Genomic DNA, 24,554 nt, shown 5'->3' on the forward strand with positions numbered 1-24,554 from the left:
TCAAAACAAAAAACAAACTTACTATGGTAAAGAAGACTATAGCACTAGTCATATTAACAATATTTGTATCGACATTAAATGTAAAATCGCAGGTAGTCAATCGTTTTTTTCCTGAAAAGGATTTGATCACCACTGGAATATACTACTATCCCGAACACTGGAAGGAAAGCCAATGGGAACGAGATATCAAGAAGATTGCTGATATGGGGTATGAGTTTGTTCATCTGGCTGAATTTGCCTGGTTTAAGATGGAGCCAGAAGAAGGGAAATTTGATTTTGCCTGGCTTGACAAGGTGGTGGCTCTTTGCGTTAAACACAAACTTAAAGTGCTTATGTGCACACCTTCGGCAACTACACCTGCCTGGATGCGGGTAAATTATTCCGAGACCTTTATAATGGATGGGCATTATATCCGTGCCGAACACGGAACACGGGGGCTCGGTTCAATCGTTAATTCCAAATATCGCCTGTTCGTTGAAAAGATTGTAACCGAAATGGCCAGGCGCTATGGGCAAAATAAAAATGTGATTGGATGGCAGCTAGATAATGAGCCCGATGCTAAACCCGATTATAGTCCATCCTCTCAAGATGCCTTCAGGCAATGGCTAAAAAACAAATACAAAACGGTTGAAGCGTTAAATGAGGCCTGGGGTACTGCTTTCTGGAGCCAATGGTATAACGATTTCAACCAGATTACGATCCATAACACCAATCTGGTAGGTTGGTGGGGAAATAATCCACATGCTTTGCTTGATTTTAAACGCTATTGTGCAGATGCGCAGGCAGAATTCCTTGACTTTCAGGCCGGCATTTTGCGGAGTCATATTTCAAAGGATCAATATATCACCACGAATTATACAGCTGTTTCTCCCGGGGCTGACCCGCAGCGAACCCAAAAACTCGATTTTGCGGCTTATACGGCCTATCCTAATGGCGGTAGCGATAATATTGGCGAACTTGGATTCAGGTTGGGCGATAGCAGAGTAATCCTTTTTGCGTCAGCATATTTTAAACATTTGGGAGGCGTATCTGGCGTAATGGAAATTCAGCCAGGACCTGTAAACTGGGGCAGCTACAACCCACTTCTATTACCAGGAACAGTGCGCATGTGGTTGTACCATACATTTGCTGCGGGCGGAAAATTGGCCTGTTCTTATCGGTTCAGGCAAATTATATATAGCTCAGAACAGTACCATGCGGGCATTATACAAACAGATGGAATAACACCTTCGCCCGGTGGTGAAGACTATACGCAGTTCATGAAAGAAATAAAGGAGCTGCGGAAGCAGTATAAACAGGGCGTTAAGATGCCGGAAAAATTGGCGGCGCGTTCAACGGCCATTCTCTGGAACCTCGAAAATTACTGGACGATAGACAGGCAAAAGCAGACCGCCCAATGGGAAACATGGAATTACCCGGTTAAGTTCATGGAGACGGCCAAGTCTTTAGGAGCCCCGGTTGATGTGATACCGGAGACCAGCGATTTGTCGAAATATAAGGTGGTCATTATTCCTGCATACGAAATGGTGGATTCGGCTTTAGTAAAGAAATGGAATAATTATGTAACCAATGGCGGACAGTTGATTATTACCTGCCGTACAGCAACTAAAAATCGAATGGGACACTTCTGGGAGGGTAAGTTGGCAGCGCCTATTTCGGGTCTTATAGGAGCGCAGGTTACGGCAACAGACATGCTTTCGGCTTATGGCAAAGGAGACGTTCAAATGGGATCCACCCACTATGCTTGGAATAACTGGGCGGATCTGCTAAAGCCCTATCAAAATACGGAAGTGCTTGCAAGCTATGAAAACCAGTTTTATAAGGGAGCAGCGGCTGTTGTAAAACAGAAAATTGGTAAAGGATCTGTTACTTACATAGGTGTAGCTACGGACGATTTTAAGCTCGAAAAGGATTTGTTGCGTAACATTTATACGCAGGCAGGAGCAACTACTGAAGATTATCCTCCCGGTGTGTATGTCTATTGGAGAGATGGTTTTTATTTGGCTGTAAATTATTCTTCTACCGATTATACCATGCCTATTCCGGAAACCTCTACCGTTTTTGTTGGCGAGAAAACATTGAAACCTGCAGAGGTATTGGTTTGGAATGAGTAAAGGGCTTTTCTAGCTGAATCGGATTTTATGTTCATGTAAAATACAGCTTTCTGAGAGACCCCTATCCATAGATTGCCGGCCTGGTCTTCCAAGATAGCGGTTGTTTTTGTAGTAGAAAGACTAAACGTCGTGAACGCCGGATTTAGATCAATCAAGGTGTTTGTTTCCGGCTGATGATTTTTATTCCATAGCCTTCCGTTCCCGCATAGATGTGATTATCTGCTCTTACATAAAGGCCTAAGACGGTTAAATTGGTAGGTCAGGAGAGGGAATCAGTTCATGTCGAATGTATTAAACAACAGCTTATTGCCATATAGCCATCTTTCGAACACTATTTGTAATAGTTAACAAAATAGGCCTAAAATATTAACAAAAGCGTTCCCTGCTTATAGAGGCTTTCTGCTAGCTTTGTGTCACTTGCTACTTTATAAATCACCCGTTACAACATGTAATTTATTTTCAACGTAAATAATAGACCAAATCACTATGACCCGAAAATTCAGTTTCTATTTTGTCTGCACACTTCTTTTCGTTTTGCCCAAAGCCCTTATTGCCCAGTTCGGTTATAAAAACCCGATATTACGTGGCTTTAATCCAGATCCAAGCATTTGCCGGGTTAATGATGATTTCTATTTGGTTACGTCATCATTCGAATATTTTCCCGGATTACCGATCTATCACAGCAAGGATTTAATAAACTGGCAGCAGATAGGACACTGTCTAACACGCGAATCTCAGCTTCCCTTACATAAGGCATTTTCTTCCGGTGGGCTTTTCGCTCCATCTTTAAGGTACCATAATGGCAAATTTTATGTAATCTGCACCAATGTATCAGGTGGTGGCAATTTTTATTGCACAGCTGATAATCCTGCCGGTCCTTGGAGCGACCCGATATGGGTGGATATAAAGAGTATTGATCCGGATATTTTTTGGGATGATGATGGCAAAACATACTTTGTGACGCAGGGTAATGAGGGAATACGGATTACGGAAATCGATATTCAGACCGGGAAAACGCTTTCACCCGAACACTTAGTTTGGGGTGGTACAGGGGGACGTTTCCCTGAGGCCCCCCACGTCTATAAAAAAGATGGTTATTATTACCTGTTACTTGGCGAGGGTGGGACAGAGTACGCTCACAGCGCAACCATAGGGCGCAGTAAATATCTCTTTGGTCCTTACGAAAACTGCCCGTTAAATCCTATCTTATCGCATAGCAATCGACTGGGACAAGGTAACCAAATACAAGGAGTAGGGCATGCTGATCTTATTCAGGCAGCCGACAGTTCATGGTGGGCAGTTTTTTTGGGCTTTAGGGTTACGCAACCTTATTCATATTATCATATATTGGGTAGAGAAACATTTCTTGCTCCGGTAGACTGGCCTAAAAACGGATGGCCACAGGTTAATGGAAACGGCACCATAAATATTGATATGCAAGTGCCAACTTTGCCGCTCCAACCGTTTGAAGAACCGGTAAGTCGAACCGAATTTGACGAACCTAAATTAGGCTACGAATGGCAATACCTTAGAAACCCTGTTTCAGCAAATTATTCACTCACCGAACGAAAAGGATTTTTACGGATAAATGCTTCGCCTTTTAAGCTTAATGAGCTGGAGTCGGTTAGTTTTATTGGCCGACGACAAACTGAACACGATTTTACGGCAGAAACTAGTTTGGAAATAGTGTCCACCAAAGAAGAAGAGGAGGCCGGTTTAACCCTTATACAAAACAATACGCATCATTACGATCTTCTGCTTAAACGTAAAGGAAAAAGATTTGCTGTACAGCTTCGCGTTGTAGTTGGCTCGCTTTCCTATCTCGCCGCAGAAGAGTTGATCGATGAACCGACGGTTCGTCTTCAAGTAGTAGGAAAACCTTTGAATTATACCTTTAGCTACTTCAATACAAAGGCCGGTAAGTTTGTGGAATTAAAAAAATTGGATACGAGGTATTTAAGTACGGAAGTGGCAGGTGGCTTTACGGGTGTTATGATCGGACTTTACGCGTCCGCTAATGGACAGAAAACTTCATCAAAGGCTTATTTTGATTATTTTGATTACCGTGTTTCAAAACCGTGAAATGATCAAAAAATCAGTTATTAGATAATCCTTTGCTCGCAATTTATGATTAAATTAACCATTCCATAAACACGGTTATGAACCGTCCATGTTTAAAATTCATTTTTATCACACAGGGAAATGTAAATTTATTCACGGATTTTAAATATTCAATTGTGTTCATAAGCCCGTCGGGGTTTTAACATGATAAGCTCCATCTGACCGATGGATAAAAAAAACCGCTTTGCGGTTCATGAGTACCTTAAATGTAAAACACAAACGAGTAATTATTTACAGATGAAACAAAAATTAGTAAACTACCGTACTGTAGTATTTAATCTCAGCAAATGCGGTCTACCGGCAATACTGATCTGTCTGCTCATTTTTCAGGCGAAAGCACAATATCGTTTTGATAATGTACTTTATGGTGCCGCTTATTATCACGAATATATGCCGTTTGCCCGTTTGGATGAAGACATACGCTTGATGAAGGAAGCCGATTTAACAGTCGTGCGGGTAGGTGAATCGACTTGGTCGTTGTTTGAACCGCAGGAAGGTATTTTTGAGTTCGCCTGGATGGATACCATCCTCAATAAAATGCATGCTGCCGGTATCAAGGTTATTCTAGGCACACCCACTTATTCCATTCCGGCGTGGATGGCCCATAAATACCCCGAGGTGTTAGCAGCACATACCGGGGGAAGAAAGGCCTATTACGGTATCCGCCAAAACATGGATATTACCAATCCCATATATCGCAAATTATCTGAAAGAGTGATCCGTAAAATGATGGAACATTTTGCCAAACATCCGGCTGTTATCGGCTTTCAGGTAGACAATGAAGTAGAAGCAAGAGGAATTAACAACCCCGGGTATTTTCAGGGTTTTGTTGATTATATAAAAAAGAAATTCAACGGAGACCTTAAATTGCTGAACAAGGAATGGGGATTGAATTACTGGGGAATGAACATCAATACCTGGGACGAATTTTACCCACGTGATGGGGCGACCAACCCGTCGTATAAAAACGAATGGGAACGATACAATCGGTATCGCGTTGCGGAGTTTCTGAACTGGCAGGTTGATATCGTAAACGAGTATAAAAGAAAAGATCAATTTGTTACCCATTGTTTTATGCCGTCTTTCCAAAACATAGATCAACCGGAGAGCTTCAGGCAAATGCAATATCCAGCAATCAATGTTTACCACGACGTACAAGATGGACAAAATGGGCAATTCATTGCCTATTCAGGCGATTACATGCGTACGGTTGCGAAAGGGAATTATCTAATAACTGAAACCAATGCACAGGCTACGGGATGGGATGCCAAAAACCAAAAACCTCCATATGACGGACAACTAAGGCAAAACGTATTTGCCCATCTGGCCTCAGGTGCCAACATGGTTGAATACTGGCATTGGCATACCCTGCATTATGGACAGGAAACTTATTGGCGCGGAATATTAGGGCAAGACCTACAGCCTAATCGAATTTATAAGGAGTTCGCTGCTACGGCCAAAGAACTCAAGCATATTGGTAAAGACCTGGTCAATCTGAAAAAGGAAAACAAGGTAGCCATTCTGTTCAGTCATGATTCTTATCACGCGTTGAGTTTTATGCCCTACACCGATAAGGACCATTATCCGTCAGGATTCGTTCATCGTGCATTATACAATCAGAATATTGAATCGGATATTGTTCCCTGTGATGAGCAGGCGGATTTTAGCAAATACAAAATGCTGGTTATTCCTCCATTGTATGTAGCGAGCGATCGTTTATTGGAGAAAATCGATGAATTTGTAAAAAATGGCGGCTATGTGGTTATGCTCTATAAAAGCGGATACACCAACACGCACTCCGCAGTTCGGGCCACTTTAGCACCTGGACCATTGCGAAAAGCCGCAGGCTTCTATTACCAAGAATATGCTAATATTCCTGCATTACCTTTAAAAGATCACGCTTTCGGATTAAGTGGAAAGGAGATAAGCGAATGGTATGAGTTTTTAATACCCGAAACAGCAAAACCCTTGGCCTATGCCGATCATCCTTTCTATGGCAAATGGCCTGTTATTACCGAAAACAATTACGGAAAAGGAAAATTGGTATATATCGGCACCTATCCTTCACAGGAACTGCTGGAAAAAATTGTCTTACAAACGGCAAAGGATGCAGGCGTCACCACGGTCGCAAATAATTACCGCTTTCCCATTATTGTCCGTTCCGGGAAAAATCAATCAGGCAAAACGATTCATTATCTATTCAATTACAGCAATAAAAGTCAAATGGTCAATAATCCTTATCCCGGTGGAAGCGAGCTCCTTTCTGGCCATCAAACCGGTAAGGAAATTGCACTCGATGCATGGGATGTGAAAGTTATCAGTGAGTAAACGGAACATTATACGAAAAAAATAGTTCGTTACAAGCTTCCGGCGATAAACTATTGGATAGGGTTAACCCGTTACCCTATCCATAGTTCTTCTCAGATATTCCTGCGCACCTCCTGAGTTTGTCTCAACGGCTCATATTAAGAGGATCATTACCATTTAAGGGAGCGCTTCATTTTTACTGATATGATTGTTTAAAGTCATTATTTTTCTGTGATCCATTTCCAATCATCTGTTTTGAAGGGCACCGCAGGAAGCCCCTCTTTATTAAATAGGTTTACATCCGGGTTATCGCTCCAAGAATAACGAACCGCTGTAGGATTTGACACTTTATCGGAGTAAACAACTATTGTATTCCCATCCACATAAGCTTTAGCCCATTCAAATTGCTTATCCGCCCCGGCAATGGTAAATCCTTCAACATATCCGTATTTATTATGCAATAATAAGCCGTTCGCTGCATTTTTATAATAGATAATCGCCTTATTCCCTTCAATTTGCATTGATTTGAACACTGGGCCGGTGTATACGATTTCTTTCTTTCCATAATCTTTATTCAACGTTATTAAGGCCAGCCGCATTCCTACATCTTGTTTATTTCGCGGATGGATGTCGTCCGCATCGCCTATATCCGTAATTACTGCTTGTCCGGTTTTTGGTAGGGCTAAGGTTCTGCTTTGTGCCTCTCGGAGTTCCGCCCATGTACTTTCTTGTGGTTTTTCGTCTTTTGCCATAAAGTTTGCCAGTTGTACCCAATAAAAAGGGAATTCGTAACCCCATTTAGCACGCCAGTCGTTAATCATAGTTGGAAATAAGGTGCAATAGTCATAGGCCCGTATGGCATTGTTTTCACCTTGGTACCATATTACGCCTTTAATTGGAAATGGTATAATTGGATTTATCATCGCATTAAAGAGTAATGATGGCTGAACATTCGGGGAGATGTAGGTAAAACCAAACTGTTTGTTTGTTACTGACTCCTTGTAATACCATTCTCCATTTAAGGGATACGCATTACCATCAATTTCTAAATACATATTATCGGCGTTGCCGTAAAATCCTCCACCTCCATAGTTATCAGTTATCCTTACCGTGACTGTATTTATGCCTTCTTTTAATGTGTTTTCAGGAATAACGTAATCTCTGTTAATTGCATGTCCATTGGTAGCGCCGATTTGAACACCATTTAACCAGGTAATGTCAGCATCGTCGATTGTACCAAGATGAATGCTTGCCTGTTTCTTGATCACTTCTTTAGAGAGTTTGATATTATATTTGAACCAGATCACCCCATCAACTTCTCCTAGAACCTCTTCCCATAACTGCGGAACCCGCATCATTTTCCAGGAAGATAAATCGACAGGCAGGGTTTCCCATTTTTCTATTGTTCCTGTTTCTTTGTTCAATGCTTGATAATAGGCGGTTTTCTTTTTTTCATTCTCCTTTGTGAATTCTTCCAGGTTACGGGTTCTAAAATCTCCATAGCGTTCTTTAAAATGTTCAGGTAATACGTTGAAAGCACTCGAACTGGTCCAGGTTTCTATATCCGTTCCTCCCCATGAGGAATTGATAATGCCGACAGGAATATCAAGTTCAACATATAATTTACGGGCAAAAAAATAAGCGACGGCTGAAAAATTGCCAACTGTGGCAGGAGAACAGCTCTGCCACATACCATTCAAGTCTGATTTCGGTTCCGGACTTAGGGCCTTTTCAACATTGAAAGCACGTATTTGTGGATAATCGGCTTTACGTATTTCCGTTGGTGCATCTTTAACATCTTTTACCGTCCATTCCATGTTAGATTGCCCTGATGCAAGCCATACCTCTCCAATAAGTATATTCTTGAGGGTGATATTACTATCTCGCCCTTTGATATGCATTAAGTACGGGCCACCATAAGACATGGGGTCAAGTTGAAGAGACCATTCGCCTCTTTTATTGGCTTTCACCTTTTTAACCTGATTGATAAAATGAACTTCTATCTCCTCGTTATTGTCGGTCCATCCCCAAATTTTTATAGGAACATCTCTTTGCAACACCATATTTTCTGAAAATATGGCCGGTAGTCTGATTTCTGCTTTAAGAACGGATAATAAAAAAAATAAGTAACAAAAAATGAGGCTGTGTTTCTTAGACATGTGTTTTTACTTTTAGTTTGTTTTACTTTTAACTCGATGGTGTAATCAATCCGTCAAACTTTGACTTCGTTTAATTTTTTCGATTCGAAGACGTATTTCGTGGTTTCTGTCGTTATCCATTTCGGATAACGACATTTTTGAGGGAACTTCCTGACTACAGGCATATAAAGTGCACAATATAAATACGTCTATTAGCGGTTGTTTCATAATTTCTTCTTGAGTCTAAAGTGTTTTATCTAAGGTTATCAACTAATTTTTTATTTGGTGATATCAACAATTCTAAAATTATCAAAGTACACATCAACATTTACATCGGCATTGTCCGACTTATTTTTGGTGAAAATGCCTAGGCCGGTATTAGTAATTGCTGCAAAACCCGCATAGTCTGTTGCTGCTGTGAATTTTGATAAAGCGATATCACAGGTTATCCATTTACCCGTTACTGCTTTGTTTGAATTTTTATCTCTGGGTAGGTAATCCACTACCATCTGATCCCCGTTGCCTTTCAATTGAATTTCGAATGAGGCGGGAGCTAAAGGTTCACTCATATAACATTCAAAACGAAGGACAAGATTCTCTATGGGTGTGTTGGCAGGTATTATATTGGTTGTTGGATATACGGCATCATTGGAAAGGTTGCCCCACCAATATTGCCAAGCGCCGGGCTTACCGAATATCCGGTAGCAGGTCCCGGTTGAAACGTAGGGGATCTTAGACCCGTCGGCAACTACCGCTTCATTATTGTCGCCCCAGCTATACGCACCTATATTGTCCCAGTTGAGCACCACATTTTCAACGGGATAAAATGCTTTGGGTGAATTCGAATTTCCTCCAGCAGCTGTTATCGTAACGACACCTCCTTTGCTAGGTGCTTTAGGTAATCGGAAATATAGTGTATCATTACTATTTGAAACTAGGAGATCAGATGCCGGTATTGTAAATTCACCATTGATATTGAGACTTGTTACTTCAATGAAGTAATCCCCTGTAATATAAGCGAGATCGCCTATGATGGGCATATCGCTACTAAATGTTTTAATCGTCGGGGGAGCAACATTGGTTGAAAACGGAATACTCACCGAGTCGGTATAGCAATATACCACTAAGCGGCCGTCCTGCACCCCTGGCGGTATGGTCAAATCAATGATATTATAATCGTTGCTAACGGTGTAATCCAATACCCCAACACTGGTTCCCGTTGTACTTTCGAAAACTACTTTCTGTATTTCATAAAAATTAGCTCCGAAAATTTTTAAATTTTCGCCAGGTGTTGCCGGATATTTCAACGTTATGCGATGAATTTCGGGTGCCGGTGAATATATATGAAACGCATACTTAGCTACACCCCGATTGGTTTCGATACGGATTTCATTGGAAAGTTCCGGATTGGTGCCTGTCAATATTAAATCGCCAGGAATGGTAAAGATTGCACTGGTAGCGGTACAATAGTTAGTATTGAAACTAACTTCTTGGTCATTAATATATATCTTTTGTATACCTCCCAAGTTGTTTCCGATAACGGCGATCATTTTTCCCGGGAAAGCGCCCGTAAATGTGCTGTCTGCTTTTGTTGGATCAGTAAGCCTTACGCTATAAATTTCAGGCGTTCCACCTGGGGCGTCTTTTTTACTGCAAGCTATAAATGCCGCTATCCCAATCAAAGCGATCCATAGTAATATATGTTGATGGAAAAAATTGAACGTTTTCATCTTTTAGCATTTTATTCGTTAAAGGTATAAGGTTGAGGTTCTTCTTTTAATCGTGGGTTCTGTATCAGATCATTCTCCGGGTAGGGAAAGAAAATATTATCTTTGGTAACGACTACCGGAGTAGCAGGGGGTGTTGGTTCTTCAAAAACAAGGTTCCCGTCTTCATCCTTTGTTATAGAAGTCGTGGTCCACCCTCGTTGCTGATTGTTAAAATATTTCAGCATTTTTTCCGGTTTGTAACAATACCAGCTCACCATGTCGTACCAATTGTTATATTCCATCGCGAATTCAATGCGTCTTTCGGTTATGATATCGTCCAACGTAATAGCAGTCTTTCGTCCGATTTTAGCGCGCTCGCGTACTTTGTTGAAGTATGTTAAACCCTCCCCGCCGTCCAGGCTATTATTATTGCCGAGACTTGCCTCGGCAAACGTTAAGTATACATCTGCTAAGCGCAGTATATACGTGTTAAGAGGGGAGTTCATCGATTGAACATATCCATCATTATCGTCATTAGGACCTCCCACGACACCTTTCTTAATAGACGATCCTGTTCCCGTGTAGGTGTAGCCCCCCTTGTCGATACTTATGTATGGATAATGAGCGTACTGTGTGAAATAGGTGGCATTTCTCCGCAAAGAATCAGAACGTTCGTATAATTTCAACATATCAACGGTTCCATTTAATCCCCCTCCCCAAACATTTACGCCCCCGGTTACATCTGATGAAAAGGCTAAATCGGCCAAGAGCGTATTACATACGCCCCAGTCTCCTAATGGTACCCATTGCATAGCAATTAATGATTCGGGATTGTTATTGTGTTTGTATTTAAACAAATCTTCATATTTCGGATACAAGACCAACCCGCTATTCATGCATACATCACCTGCGTATTCGCGTGCCTTTGCCAGATCTGCTTCGTCTCGTGTTCCTCCTTTTTTCCAACCGGAACGGGCTAAGTATACTTTTGCTAACATTCCTTTAGCTCCCCAGCTGTTCGCACGCCCTTTATCCCATGTCGGTGGCAGGTTCTCCACGGCATATGAGAGGTCATTAATGATAAATTGGAAGACATCCTCTTCACGATGGCGGGGCAATAAGGGGTTCTTGATCACTTCTTCATTGCTTTCAATCAGAATAACCGGCCCCCAAGTACGAAGTAAATAGAAATAAGAGATACCTCTCATCAGACGAGCTTCTGCTATTGCTAGATTTTTTTGAGCGTCCGTGACATTCTTGGCCTTATTGTTAATGGCTTCGATGGTTGCATTGGCCATCGTAATGACTCCGTAGAAAGATTTCCACGAGTCGGACAGCCCATCATCTAAGGATGTTACAGTAAACAACGTATAGGAAGGATTCATCCAAGGGTTATAAGCATCGTTTGCCCGTAGGCTGCCAATAGCAACGGCAGGCCGTTTATTATAATCAAACCAGGCCCGATTGTATAAAGGGGCGGTTGCAGCTTTGAGGGCTTCAGGCGATGTGTAAAAAGTTGCGTCAACGTAAGAACCTTCCGGTTCCCGATCAAGAAAGCTTTTACTGCATGAGACAATTAACAGCGCTGACATAAACGTTGTAAGTACATATAATCTTTTCATCTCTTTATTTTTTTATGACTGAGGAGTATTCGGTATAAATAATTATCCTATTATTACGTCGCTCGATTTTGTGATACTAAGTGTATTTGCTAGAAGGTTAGGTTCAATCCAAATGTGTAAATTCTTTGAGCGGGGTAACGTGCATAATCAATACCACTGAGTAATACACTTTGGTTATACGATCCGATTTCCGGATCATATCCTTTATACTTGGTAAAAGTGTATAGGTTTTGGATATTCATGTATACTCTTAGATTTTCAACCTGTAACTTAGATAGTAGTTTATTCGGTATTGTATAACCCAAAGAGACATTTCTAATTCGTAGATAGGAACCATCCTCAACAAAACGATCACTCATGCGACTGTTGTCATTTGCGTCACTCACTGTTATGCGTTGTATCGTAGCATCTGGATTTGCAATTCTGACATTTGCGATATCCTGATCAGATCCGTCCGGATTTATTCGTTCAATAATCGCTATGCCCGTCGTTTCTTTCAGCATGCCCGAATTATTCATTGGATTGGTGAAATCTTTACGAAGTTGATTGTATATTTTATTTCCAAATACACCGTTAATAAAGATGTTTAGATCAAACCCTTTATAAGAGAAGTAATTATTGACGCCGAATAAAAATTTAGGCTGGGGGTTTCCAATAAAATCGCGGTCTTGCTCATCAATCTTCCCATCTCCGTTCAGGTCTTCGAAGATGAAGTCGCCTACCCAAATACCGTTTACATCGATGTTTTTGTCTTTAGGGAGTGCGATAGGTATTCTGTTGCCACTTTCATCTAACACAAAATTGTTGTATTGATCTTTCTTATAAAAATCGCTTTCGTCCTGAAACATGCCGATTACCTTGTAGCCATAAAACTGACCAACAGGGCCACCCACCTTGGTATAGGTAAAAGTTTCAGCACCAATCTTTCCCAATATGGTCGCAGTTTCCGTATATAAATCGGTTACTTTATTTCTATTCAGTGAGAAGTTAAGTCCCGATTTCCAGAAGAAGCCTTTTTTATTGATATTGATGGTATTCAACGTAAATTCCAACCCCTTGTTGGTCATTGATCCTGCATTCACCCAAGGGGCAGCAATCAGCCCGCTGATGTAATCGGGAAGGACTGCTTGCATAAGTAAGTTATCGATCTTCTTCAAATAACCATCGGCAATGAATTCGATCCTGTTTTTGAAAAGATTAAGATCTAAACCGATGTTATAAGCGTTAGTTTTTTCCCATTTTAAGTCAGGATTAGCAAAGTTTCCCGGATAAAAACCCGTTCCCCATATAGACGCCGCAGTCGCCATCGTTACACCATAGGCATAGGCGCTTGCCGCTTGATTTCCCACTAAACCCCAACCGAGCCTTAATTTTAAGTTATCAACCGCATTGGCATTCTTTAAAAATGATTCATTTTTCATTTTCCAAGCAGCGGCTAGAGAAGGAAAAGTCCCCCATCGGTTGTTCCGGCCAAATTTATCGGATCCGTCTCTACGGACGGTAGCGGTTACTAAGTAACGATCGCGGAATCCGTAGTTTAACCTTCCAAAATAGGATTCAATGGCTCCAGACGATCGCGAACTGCTATTTCTAGCCGTTTTTGCATCCCCCGCGTCTAACTCATGCACAGAGTTTAGAAAGTAATTGACGCGGCTCCCGGATAGCGACTCCCATCTGTTCTCTTGTGTTTCATGCCCCGCCATTATTGAAAGGTTATGCCAGTCATTGAAATTTTTCGAGTAGGTTAAATAGGTTTTGAGGTTGGTAAAGGACGAGTTACTAGCAGACCGGGAACCTGAAGATTGCTGCTTAAAAGTCCCATAGTCATACGAAGGTGTAAATTGATAGGAATTATTGTAATTGAAGCTAGTATTTCCTTCTATTCTAAGAACTAAATCTTTCAATGGGGTAATATCAGCAAAAGCGCTTATATTGGTCTGTGTACCCTTCGTGTAGTTTTCTCGTGTAAGGGCTTCTTCTACCGGATTTGCAAAATAAGTTCCATACATGTTCTCTTGTTGCGAACCCCAACTCCCGTCCGGATTTCTGGCAGGTACTTCAGGTAGTTGTCTAATAGCCAATGATATAATTCCCCAGTTGTCAATCGTATTTACATTTTCAAGTCGAGCAGTATAGGCACTCACGCCGGTGCTCAACCATTTGTTTATCTTGGAGTCGAAGTTCATCCTTAGCGAATAGCGTGTGAAATTTGATCCTAATGCAATACCTTCTTGATTGAAGTATCCTCCGGTAATAGCAAAGCGATTATTTTCTGTGCCACCGCTAGTGCTTAATTGATGGTTGTGCATCAGTGAAGTACGGAAAATTTCTTTTTGCCAATTCGTCCCTTCTCCCAAAAGAGAGGGATCCATGAACTCTTCCCTTTCGCCAAATCCGATGACGCTGCTGCGCAAATTCTGATAGGTGGCGTATTCCCTTAAGTTTAATACGTCTAAGGTCTTTGGTAATTGTTGTAATCCCAGGTATCCTTCATAAGCAACTTTTGTTTTTCCTGCTTGCCCGCGTTTGGTCGTTATCATCACAACACCGTTTGCAGCCCTTGTTCCATAAATGGCTGTAGCTGAAGCGTCTTTGAGAATTTCCATTGACATGATATCTGCGGGGTTAATTGAAGATAATGCGCTGGAATTGTCGCGCGTGTTACCATCAATAAGCACACCATCAATGACGTATAAGGGTTCATTGCCACTAAATGAGTTTGTTCCGCGAATGCTTACCGATATACCTCCGCCCGGAGCACCCGAATTTTGTGTAACGGCAACTCCGGCAACTCTTCCCTGCAAGGCCTGGTCTAAGGAAGTATTGACGGATTTGCTTATATCGTCGGCAGTAACGGTAATCACAGATCCAGTGAGATCGCTACGTTTCATCGTTCCGTATCCGACAACAACAACCTCACTTAATGCTTGTGTGTTCTCTTCTAAAGACACATCAAGAACAGGGTTCGTTACCACTAATTCTTGTGTAACATAACCTAAATAAGAAAATACCATTGTTTTACCTTGAGTGATTTCAATAGCATATTTGCCATTTTCATCGGAACGTGCACTATTAGTAGTACCCTTAACAAGCACGGATACACCAGCAAGTTTCGCTCCATTGCTTCGATTGGTTACAATTCCTGTGACACGCAGGTTGTTTGTATTTTGCGCTAACAGGGGCGTTAGGCTCAAATAAAAAAACAGATACAGGATCGTCTGTTTCCAATGCCTGATTACAGGCAAAAGACCTTTTTCAGGTAATTTGTTTAAGTTCATGGTTAATTAAGTTTATAACAGTTTTGGTTTTATTGTTACCCAAGTTGGGTCGGTAAAGTTAAATACAGGATCAAATACAGAAGGGTATAGAATGTTATAGATATGATGCGGAAATGTTAATTTTAAATTTTATCAGCTCTTGCATACACTGGTTGGATGCCAAATTTTCAAATCGGGTTCAGTACAATAAGCGTGTACTATTAATCAATTTTCTAAAGTCCTTTAAGCGCATAACGCCCAAGGTTTTTCCTTGGGCGCTGATAAATTTTAACATTTAATGGATGTTAAAATGGATATTTACCCATATTGGCACCCCACATCAAACCATAGAAGATATACGGATCAATTACCGCCATATTGTTGCGACGATCTAAAACTCCCCCTACATCCCACAAGAACGGTGTAAATCCGGCATTTTTCGCCTCTTGAGCCACGCACGCATGAAAACGGTTTCTGGATTCATCGTGCGCTTTCTGGATAGTCGGATCGCTAAAGGTCCTTCTAACAGAACAAAATTCGCCAACAATTCCCGGGATGCCCTGATCGGTAAATCTGCGCTTCATTTTACTGAATTGTTCGCGTACATAATCTTCTCCGCCCCAGTTTGCCCAACGGCCCTCATACTCACCCACCGCGTAATTTTTAAATTCCTCGCCCCAGAAATAGAACATTTTACCCCAATCTTCATCCTTCGGCATCAGACAGAAATTATAAGGAGCATAATAATGTACTTCCATGATCATTCTACCTGCTCCTGTTGGATCATGTGGCAAAGTCATCAGTTCGTCCGATAAATCAATGTTTGTGGCAGGGCCTTGGACAATTAAATTTCTATAGGTATTTCGGCCTCCGCTATTGCGTACCGCGTCAACAAATGTTTGATAATAGGAATGAAGGACGGCCATCTCTTGACTGTTTTTTACATCGGGCTCGTTACTGCTTGCAAATAGTAAATGCTCATCATAATCACGGAAATAAACGGCAATCTGCTCCCATAAGGCTTTTTGTTTTTTATTGACCGATTCTTGCATTTCGGGCGTACAATTTTTTTCTAACCATCCCTCATCCCAATGGATGTTTAATATGGCATACATATCGTTGTTTACACAATAATCGACTACCTCCTTTACACGCGCTAACCAACTTTCTTTTATTTTATAAGTTGTTTGATCCTCTAAGTATTGATTCCAGGAACAGGGAAGGCGGACAGCGTTAATTCCCGCACTTTTAACGGCCCTAATCATGGCTTCCGTAGTGAGTGGATTTCCCCAATAGGTTTCTCCGCCAATCGCTTCCAATGTATTACCGAGATTCCATCCCACATGCATCTTGGAAACTAGTTGAAAGGCATTACTACTCATTCCGCTCATATCTGGCGGTATTTGCTGCTGACGCGTTGACGCAAGTTTAGATCCTATCGCCGCTTTATTGCTTGGAGAAGCGGTTTCATGAATTTTGGCGCAAGAAAGCATTAAGAATACCGGAATAATTCCGCATAGAATTTTTCTCTTCATAAGTTAAGAAATTAGATTAAAGAATGTTTATAATTGGGAGCTTCACGATACTGTGTATAGCAATCGCTTTAAAACCATCAAGGCTCCTTTGAAACAAAAATAGTGGGAGATAACCACGAGCAGATGATGAAATGTATGCAATAGGGGATCAGTATTTCTCTGCAAGGGGATCATATGTTTCTAATTACAGGATAAAATGATTAGCTGCCGATTTACTTGATACTATTTGTTTATTTTGCGTACGCTATTTACCGAATCAGCTAACCGATGAGGAAACCGACATTTTTTTTAATAATATTTTTATTTGGATTTGTACTCACCTATGCTCAACCTTATGAGTTCGCTCACTTTGATAACAGAAATGGGCTGTCTGGTAACGAAGTGCTTAGTATATTTAAAGATAGTAGAGGCTTCGTTTGGTTCGGCACAAGTACCGGTTTAAATCGCTTTGACGGTATCGCATTTAAGACGTTTAATAGTGATGTAAACGGCACTAATAGCTATCTATATGAGAATCTGAGAAAGATTGTCGAAGACGCGAATGGCAATTTATGGCTACAGGGCAACACTTTCCTATTCTATAATTGGCGTACGGAATCATTTACGAGCAATATCGATTCTGTTTTAAACAAGATGGGATTACCTCCATATCCTATTTCCGTACAAGTGGATAAAGACAAAAATTTTTATGTAGCCTACTTCGGAAAAGGAATTTACAAATATGACGTAGGAGCAAAGAAGATATCGCTTTTTAAACAATCACCCTATGCAAAAGATCTTGTTCCATCTCCCATTACTGATATGAAAATTCAAGATTATTTTATGTGGGTATTGCACAGGGATGGTGTCTTAGAGCGGGTCAACACAAAGACGGCGGCAGTTGAGATCCGAAATACCTATATAAAAGAAAAGTTAAAAAGTTCTATCATACCCAAAAATATTTTCATAGACGCAGATAAAGACATTTGGGTATACCCTGGAATTAATGATAAAGGAGCCCTATTCTTCAATTTGAAACAAAATAATTGGACATTATTAGGCGTGGACACCAACCCTGCACTCTCTCATAGCTTCACAAGATGTATTATACAAGACTCGAAGGGTATGATTTGGATAGGCACTGATCATGGGGGGATAAATATTTATGATAAAAAACGTAAGACAATCCGTATCGTTGAAAATAATGTTTATAATAAATATTCGCTGAGTCAAAATTCGATTATCAGTCTTTATTGTGATAATGACGGTATCGTATGGGCAGGCACCTACAAAAATGGTGTGTCTTACTATCATCCCAGCATGTTTAAATTTTGGAAATCGCCTTTATATTACCTATTTATTCGAAATGCGGAAGTTTTTGATTGTAGCAGCCTTTATAAAGATCAGCAAGACAATTTATGGGTTGGTACCAATGGTAAAGGCTTGATAAAATATAACGAACAATCCGGAAGTATGCAACGTTTTCGTGCCAACTCGAACGATGAACAAAGTATATCGTCTGACATTATCACCTCGATTTTCGAGGACAGTCAAAGAACAATTTGGATTGGTACATTTTTAGGCGGCTTAAACGCATATAAGAATCGAGGTTTTAAACAATACCGATTTGATAAAAACAATCCCAATTCTTTATCCAACCAAAGTGTGTATGGTATAGCGGAAGACCATGATCATAATTTATGGATAGCTACACTTGGCGGGGGAATCAATCGTTTGAATCCTGAGCGAAAGGTGTTCACACATTATAATAGGGAGAATAGCCCACTACGTTCAGATTTCATCCTGTCAACTTTTACCGACGCTTCTAAAAAGATTTACTTCTGTTCAGACATAGGCATCTATCGGATTTACAAGAAAAATGAAATTGTTCCTTTTTTTGCCGATTCTAAGCTTCAAGACTCGGTTTCGAGAACGCCTGTACCTCAATTAATGACTGATTCCGAGGGGTTGATATGGACGGCAACTAAAAATGGAATTAACATTTATGATCCCAAGGTAAAGACGTTTCATCGCATAACCACTAACAATGGTTTGTCAAGCAACGATGTGCGATCCTTGGTGGAAGATGGTGATGGAAATATTTGGGCCGGAACAAGTAATGGACTGAATCGTATCTATTTCAACCGTAAAATGCCGGAGCTTAAACCAGCTATTATTTCTTTTGACATCAATGATGGGTTGCCAAGCTCTAGTTTTAATCCCAGTGCTGTCTTTAAAGATAAGAAGGGCATAATTTACATGGGTACTACCCAGGGCTATATAGCATTTAACCCACAAGATATCCCGGTAAACAATTTTGTTCCTACACCTAGATTCACGGATCTTTTAATAGCCGGTCAAGTGATCAAGCCCCATGTGAATTATAACGGGCGCATCATTATTAATAAATCAATAGTCGATCTAGATGAGATCATTCTTAAACATGATGAAACCAATTTCACTGTTCAGTTCTCCGGCCTCAGCTTTATCCATCCTGAAAAAAATAAATATAAATACATGTTGGAGGGCTTAGAAAAGCAATGGAGAGAGATAACGAATGGTGTTGGCGTAGCGTCATACTCCAATCTCAATGCAGGTACCTATAAGCTTAAAGTATACGCAGGTAACGAAGACAATATTTGGTCAGAAAAACCAATAATCCTAAAGATCATTGTTAGACCGCCCTTTTGGTTTTCCTGGTGGGCGTGGACTATTTATGTCGCTACCGCCGGCCTTTTAATTACATTATTCATAAAACATAAGCTGAACAAGCAAAAAGAAAAATTCGAGCACGCACAAAGGCTGTTGGAAGCAGAAAAATTACATGAGGTCGATCAACTGAAACTTAAATTTTTTACAAACATTAGCCATGAGTTTAAAACACCGCTTTCATTAATAATCAGCCCGTTGGAAAAGCTCCTAACGTCTCCTATAAGTCCAGATGAAAAGTCGACATTAAACATGATGTATAAGAATGCGCGAAGGCTTTTAGATATGGTAAATGAAATACTTGATTTTAGAAAGCTTGATCAAAATCAATTGGCCTTGAATTTATCTAAAGGAAATATTATAGAATTTGCTAAAGATATTTGCGCGTCTTTTTCTCCACTGGCTGCCGAAAAATCTATTAAACTCACCTTTACAACTTTTCAGAAAGATTTGTCGATGCAGTTTGATAGGGAAAAAATGTATATGATCATTGTAAACCTAATTTCCAATGCGTTTAAATATACACGTGAAGGACATATCGATGTCAGCATTTTTCTTTCCGAAAAAGTTAGTAATAAAGCGATAGAAAAGCAGCTCTGCTTTCAGGTGTCAGATACTGGGACGGGCATCAAACCGGAATATCTCGGTAAAATTTTTGAGCGTTTTTTTCGTATCGAGAGTGCTGAGGTACATGGTATTCCGGGTACGGGAGTAGGATTGCATCTCGTTAGCGAATTCGTAAAGCTTCATGACGGTGAAATATATGTTGAAAGCGTTGTAGGAAAAGGGTCCGTATTTACGGTATTAATTCCTATGACAAATACCACATTGGACATCTTGAAAAACCAAGATGTCATCTATCCCGGAAGCGTAAAAAATGAAATATCCTTGGATGCTATGGCTGATTTGAATAAATTGCCACAAAATAACGGCTTGCCATTACTTTTGATTATTGACGATAATCAGGATTTCTGTAGCTTCTTAACCGGTCTGTTTTGTAACGATTATCGTATTGTTACAGCTAACGATGGGGAAGAAGGCTATGGTATAGTGCTTGATCAATGGCCTGAAATGATTCTATGTGACCTAATGATGCCGAAAATGGACGGATATGAGTTTTGCAAAAAAATAAAAGAGGATATGCGTACTTCACACATCCCCGTTATATTGCTTACCGCAAAATCATCCGACGAAAACAGATATTCCGGCATTGAAGCGGGGGCAGACGACTATATTTCTAAACCATTCAACATTGAGATTCTTAAACTGAAGATCGTAAAGATTATTGAGAAGCAAAAACTATTGCAAAGCAGGTTCAAAGCAAAGGTTGATATATCCCCCGGCAAAATCGAAATTGTCTCAATGGATGAGAAATTCGTAAAGAAGGCTGTATCTATAGCGGAAGAGAATATAGGAAATCCCAACTTTTTAGTGGAGGATTTATGCAAAGAAATGGGAATGAGTAGGGTTAATTTCTATAAAAAGATAGTGGCATTGACCGATAAGACCCCATCCGAATTTATTCGATTTATTCGCTTAAAACGAGCCGCAGATTTACTCGCAAAAAGCCAGCTATATGTAAGCGAAATTTCCCTTTTGGTAGGATTTAATGAAGCCAAATATTTTAGAAAATATTTTAAGGATGAATTTGGTGTTACACCCAATGAGTATAAAAAGAATGTCTCGAAGTTGCATGGCGATTGACCATAACGGAAATACAAAATAGAGGTTTTGATACCGCTCCGTACCGTTAGATTACTAGATTATAGCCTACAATTATCTTTTCAATAGCACACCATTTAACGCTTATTTTAACCGTAAGGGGGATCTATTATGTTGCATTTTTCCCGGGTTTTCACCCGCTATTTTTTTGAAGAGGCGGTTAAAATAGGATATGTTTTCAAAGCCCAGTTGATAAGCAAGTTCTTTAATGCTAATGTGCTTCACCAGCAGCATCAGTTGTGCTTGTTCTATTTTTTTTTGATTAATATATTTTCTAGGAGTACAATGCATTTGTTTTCTGAAAAGGCGAATAAAGTGATCTGTCGTTAAACAGGAGGCCTGTGCAAGCTCCTCGATTTTTATTGGTTTATCCATGTTACTATGAATGTAGTGAATAGCTTTCAAAATGCGTTCGTCCAGATCTAAGTTCCTATCGGCGGCCCCTGTTAAAAAGCGTGATAGGATTTGTTTTAAGATGCCTTCGGTTTCCATCTCTAAGGCAGGGGGTGTATGCGTTTGTTGGCTAATATTCTTTATCAACATTGGCGAATTATCATAATCTTTCGGATCATAAGCTTGTAGTTCAAGCTTGGGATTGATAGCTGCTAAACGTTTGATAAGGAAAATAATTAACTCATCAGCTTTGATTTCGACAGGAAAATCGAGGATGTCGAAAATACTCAGCTGTTTACCTAAAGTTTCATAGATGTGAATGTAATAAAGTGACAGCTTACCGGTGCAGCTATAACTATGTTTGGTATGAGGTGGTGTTAGGTACAAATGTCCTTCTTTTAGTGTATATGAATGATCTTCACGTACGATTTTGGCTGACCCGCTTTCGATGAAATGAATACGGGTAAAAGGACTATGTATATTTTTCCAGTTCCAATCCGCATGATGGACGGCCCGCCCGACATTCAATAAGATAAATTCTCGTTTAATCTTCTTTTCATCCATACGATCCTTATGTTTTCTAAATATAATAAGAAAAGTCGATAAAGTACAGCTTCCAATATGAATAAAGGATAAAATATGGGAACTAGGGCAAAGCTTAACGTAAAGCAAAAATCGATAAAGTGAAATAATTTGTCGATAATAGACATTGTGGATAGCCTCGATATCCTTAACTTTGAAAAGCATTGTGACACCATATTGTAAAACCATCGAAACAAATTTTTAACATTCACCTTCATACCAATAAAAATACTTAAGACAAGAAATTAATGGAAAGAAGAACCGTAATAAAAGCCCTTGGAATGGCCATTCCCTCGCTTTGGTTGAGTAAATCAATTGCTAGGTCGACCTTTAACACCTTGCATCCCCATGCACCGATTGCGAAAGTCGATTTTAAACCGGAATGGAAGTCGTTGGAACAGTATCAGGTTCCCGATTGGTTCCGTGACGCGAAATTCGGTATTTGGGCACATTGGGGCCCTCAATGTCAACCCGAAAGAGGCGACTGGTATGCAAGAGGTATGTATCAGGAAGGGAGTGATCAATATAACTACCATGTGGAGAAGTACGGTCATCCTTCTAAGTTCGGCTTTAAAGATGTAATAAACGAATGGAAAGCGGATAAATGGGATCCTGAAATGTTATTGGACCTATATAAACGTGCCGGAGCACAATATTTTGTGGCGCTAGCTAATCACCATGATAATATGGACCTTTATGATAGCAGCCATCAGCCGTGGAATTCTACCAAAATTGGTCCAAAAAAAGATTTGGTTGCGGGTTGGGCTAAGGCTGCCAAAAAACGTGGATTGCGCTTCGGCGTAAGTGTGCATGCCGCGCATGCCTGGACCTGGTATGAAACTTCCCAAAGAGCCGATAAAAATGGCCCGCTCAAAGACATCCCTTATGATGGAAAACTCACGAAGTCTGACGGAAACGGAAAATGGTGGGATGGTCTTGATCCGCAAGAGCTGTATGCGCAGAACCACCCTTTGAGCGAAAACAGCGAAGACCACAACATGATCCACCGCCAATGGAGCTGGGACGTGAGCTCGGGAGTGAGTGTTCCTTCCAAAGCTTATTGTGAAAACTTTCATGATCGGACGGTTGAGCTAATCGATAATTATGACCCTGATCTGGTTTATTTTGATGATACGGTACTTCCGCTCTGGCCAATTGATGATGCCGGACTGCGTATTGCAGCTCATTACTACAATGTCGATCAGCAAAAAAATAAAGGAAAGCTGGAGGCGGTTATCAATGGTAAAATCTTGAATGAACAGCAACGGAAATGTATGGTATGGGATATTGAGCGAGGACAAAGCGACAAAATCGAAAAAGAGCCCTGGCAAACCTGCACCTGTATAGGTGCTTGGCATTATGATAGACGAATCTATGATAATAAAAGCTATAAAAGTGCCAAAACGGTAATCCATATGCTGGCAGATGTCGTTAGTAAGAACGGTAATCTCTTGCTGAGTGTGCCGCTTCGTGGTGATGGTTCCATCGATTCGGAGGCACGGAACACAGTGGAAGGAATTGCTTCCTGGATGGGCGTTAACAGTGAGGCTATCATTGGGACAAGGCCTTGGAAGGTTTTCGGGGAAGGCCCGGCCATGGAAGGCGTTGCTCCACTGTCCGGCCCTGGTTTCAATGAGGATAAGAACAAACCGTTAACCGCCGCCGATATCCGCTTCACAACGAAGAACGGGGTAATATATGCCATTTTAATGGGATGGTCTGAAACCGGCAACGTTTTGATTAACAATTTGAGGGCAGATAGCCATAAGGTAAAGAAAGTAACCCTTCTAGGTAGAAGCAATGAACTAAAATTCGAACAAACCATAGCTGGGCTAGCAGTGACATTGCCTGAGATCGCCGAAAAGGACGAACCGGCTTATGTACTTAAGATCACTTAATATATCGTAAAAAGTTCTATATAAATTATTGGTTATTGGTGAAAGTGTGCCCCGTAAGGGGCATCTTTTGTTTTAAGATAATCAAAATCGATGCCTGTATTATAAAGCGCTCTCGTTTGTTCTGTGTGAAAAGGAGTCCGTCAAATGATCAGACCTATTCCCGTCAAGAAAACGCATTAATGCTAACGTTGGCGTTAAATAATGCCTGAATCGACTGCTTTTGTTGAAAAATGATGTTTTTTGACATCTGATTAAACATTTTTGCTAGGAATGTCAACATTTTTATAGGTTGTTCCTGAGCCTGTATAAATATTTTTGTCTTGCTGTGATCATCAAATTTAGTATAAGTCAGCCTAATAAGTCGTCGATTTTTTTGCAGAATATTTTTACCGATCGTTGAATTTTATTAGTCGGGCTTTAAAAACGCTGTTCACAATTTAACCTATGTTATAAGCTAACAATTATTTT

General features: G+C 40.5%; 12 protein-coding genes. 5 read left to right on the forward strand and 7 right to left on the reverse strand.

Translation table 11 applies throughout. The features are described 5' to 3' along the window. Positions 1-23 precede the first annotated feature (23 nt). Positions 24-2,114: a beta-galactosidase gene (locus E0E36_RS17900; RefSeq protein ID WP_130857155.1), complete on the forward strand. Its 2,091-nt coding sequence runs from the start codon at positions 24-26 to the stop codon at positions 2,112-2,114. Here E0E36_RS17900 and E0E36_RS28390 read toward each other — a convergent pair. After that, positions 2,027-2,269 carry a hypothetical protein gene (locus E0E36_RS28390; RefSeq protein ID WP_130857156.1) on the reverse strand — a complete coding sequence of 81 codons (243 nt, stop codon included), beginning with the start codon at positions 2,267-2,269 and terminating at the stop codon, positions 2,027-2,029. The two genes, E0E36_RS17900 and E0E36_RS28390, sit on opposite strands and share 88 nt — an antisense overlap. A 331-nt stretch (positions 2,270-2,600) precedes the next feature. On the opposite strand from E0E36_RS28390, the gene E0E36_RS17910 reads away from it, so the two are divergent. Together E0E36_RS17910 and E0E36_RS17915 are read left to right on the forward strand one after the other, a co-directional pair. Beyond that, positions 2,601-4,196: a glycoside hydrolase family 43 protein gene (locus tag E0E36_RS17910; protein ID WP_130857157.1), complete on the forward strand. Its 1,596-nt coding sequence runs from the start codon at positions 2,601-2,603 to the stop codon at positions 4,194-4,196. 276 nt (positions 4,197-4,472) lie between these two features. Then, complete coding sequence (locus tag E0E36_RS17915) at positions 4,473-6,563, forward strand: beta-galactosidase (RefSeq protein ID WP_207303779.1); 2,091 nt, start codon at positions 4,473-4,475, stop codon at positions 6,561-6,563. 200 nt (positions 6,564-6,763) lie between these two features. On the opposite strand, the gene E0E36_RS17920 is transcribed toward E0E36_RS17915, so the two are convergent. From E0E36_RS17920 to E0E36_RS17940, 5 genes are all read right to left on the reverse strand, one after another. Continuing rightward, positions 6,764-8,701, reverse strand: coding sequence for a sialate O-acetylesterase (locus E0E36_RS17920; RefSeq protein ID WP_130857158.1), 1,938 nt, complete (start codon positions 8,699-8,701; stop codon positions 6,764-6,766). A 257-nt stretch (positions 8,702-8,958) separates the two neighbouring features. After that, positions 8,959-10,410, reverse strand: coding sequence for a glycan-binding surface protein (locus E0E36_RS17925; RefSeq protein ID WP_130857159.1), 1,452 nt, complete (start codon positions 10,408-10,410; stop codon positions 8,959-8,961). Between the two features lie 11 nt (positions 10,411-10,421). Next, positions 10,422-12,011, reverse strand: a complete 1,590-nt coding sequence (locus E0E36_RS17930) for a RagB/SusD family nutrient uptake outer membrane protein (protein ID WP_130857160.1) — start codon at positions 12,009-12,011, stop codon at positions 10,422-10,424. An 89-nt stretch (positions 12,012-12,100) separates the two neighbouring features. Continuing rightward, complete coding sequence (locus E0E36_RS17935) at positions 12,101-15,289, reverse strand: SusC/RagA family TonB-linked outer membrane protein (protein ID WP_130857161.1); 3,189 nt, start codon at positions 15,287-15,289, stop codon at positions 12,101-12,103. Positions 15,290-15,573: 284 nt separating this feature from the next. After that, positions 15,574-16,803, reverse strand: a complete 1,230-nt coding sequence (locus E0E36_RS17940; RefSeq protein WP_130857162.1) for a glycoside hydrolase family 5 protein — start codon at positions 16,801-16,803, stop codon at positions 15,574-15,576. Between the two features lie 267 nt (positions 16,804-17,070). On the opposite strand from E0E36_RS17940, the gene E0E36_RS17945 reads away from it, so the two are divergent. Then, entirely contained in the window at positions 17,071-21,195 is a 4,125-nt protein-coding gene (locus E0E36_RS17945; protein ID WP_130857163.1) for a hybrid sensor histidine kinase/response regulator transcription factor, read from the forward strand. Positions 21,196-21,297: 102 nt separating this feature from the next. Here E0E36_RS17945 and E0E36_RS17950 read toward each other — a convergent pair whose 3' ends face one another. Further along, positions 21,298-22,170: a helix-turn-helix transcriptional regulator gene (locus E0E36_RS17950; protein ID WP_165447025.1), complete on the reverse strand. Its 873-nt coding sequence runs from the start codon at positions 22,168-22,170 to the stop codon at positions 21,298-21,300. Positions 22,171-22,436: 266 nt separating this feature from the next. On the opposite strand from E0E36_RS17950, the gene E0E36_RS17955 reads away from it, so the two are divergent. After that, positions 22,437-24,086, forward strand: a complete 1,650-nt coding sequence (locus E0E36_RS17955) for an alpha-L-fucosidase (RefSeq protein ID WP_165447026.1) — start codon at positions 22,437-22,439, stop codon at positions 24,084-24,086. Positions 24,087-24,554: the final 468 nt, after the last annotated feature.

The organism is Olivibacter jilunii (genome assembly GCF_900607235.1).
Classification (GTDB): domain Bacteria; phylum Bacteroidota; class Bacteroidia; order Sphingobacteriales; family Sphingobacteriaceae; genus Olivibacter; species Olivibacter oleidegradans.

Excerpts from the sequence above, each read along its gene's own strand:
- E0E36_RS17900 (WP_130857155.1), top strand. The coding sequence starts at position 24 with ATGGTAAAGAAGACTATAGCACTAGTCATATTAACAATATTTGTATCG.
- E0E36_RS17910 (WP_130857157.1), top strand. The coding sequence starts at position 2,601 with ATGACCCGAAAATTCAGTTTCTATTTTGTCTGCACACTTCTTTTCGTT.
- E0E36_RS17915 (WP_207303779.1), top strand. The coding sequence starts at position 4,473 with ATGAAACAAAAATTAGTAAACTACCGTACTGTAGTATTTAATCTCAGC.
- E0E36_RS17920 (WP_130857158.1), bottom strand. The coding sequence starts at position 8,701 with ATGTCTAAGAAACACAGCCTCATTTTTTGTTACTTATTTTTTTTATTA.
- E0E36_RS17925 (WP_130857159.1), bottom strand. The coding sequence starts at position 10,410 with ATGAAAACGTTCAATTTTTTCCATCAACATATATTACTATGGATCGCT.
- E0E36_RS17930 (WP_130857160.1), bottom strand. The coding sequence starts at position 12,011 with ATGAAAAGATTATATGTACTTACAACGTTTATGTCAGCGCTGTTAATT.
- E0E36_RS17935 (WP_130857161.1), bottom strand. The coding sequence starts at position 15,289 with ATGAACTTAAACAAATTACCTGAAAAAGGTCTTTTGCCTGTAATCAGG.
- E0E36_RS17940 (WP_130857162.1), bottom strand. The coding sequence starts at position 16,803 with ATGAAGAGAAAAATTCTATGCGGAATTATTCCGGTATTCTTAATGCTT.
- E0E36_RS17945 (WP_130857163.1), top strand. The coding sequence starts at position 17,071 with ATGAGGAAACCGACATTTTTTTTAATAATATTTTTATTTGGATTTGTA.
- E0E36_RS17950 (WP_165447025.1), bottom strand. The coding sequence starts at position 22,170 with ATGGATGAAAAGAAGATTAAACGAGAATTTATCTTATTGAATGTCGGG.
- E0E36_RS17955 (WP_165447026.1), top strand. The coding sequence starts at position 22,437 with ATGGAAAGAAGAACCGTAATAAAAGCCCTTGGAATGGCCATTCCCTCG.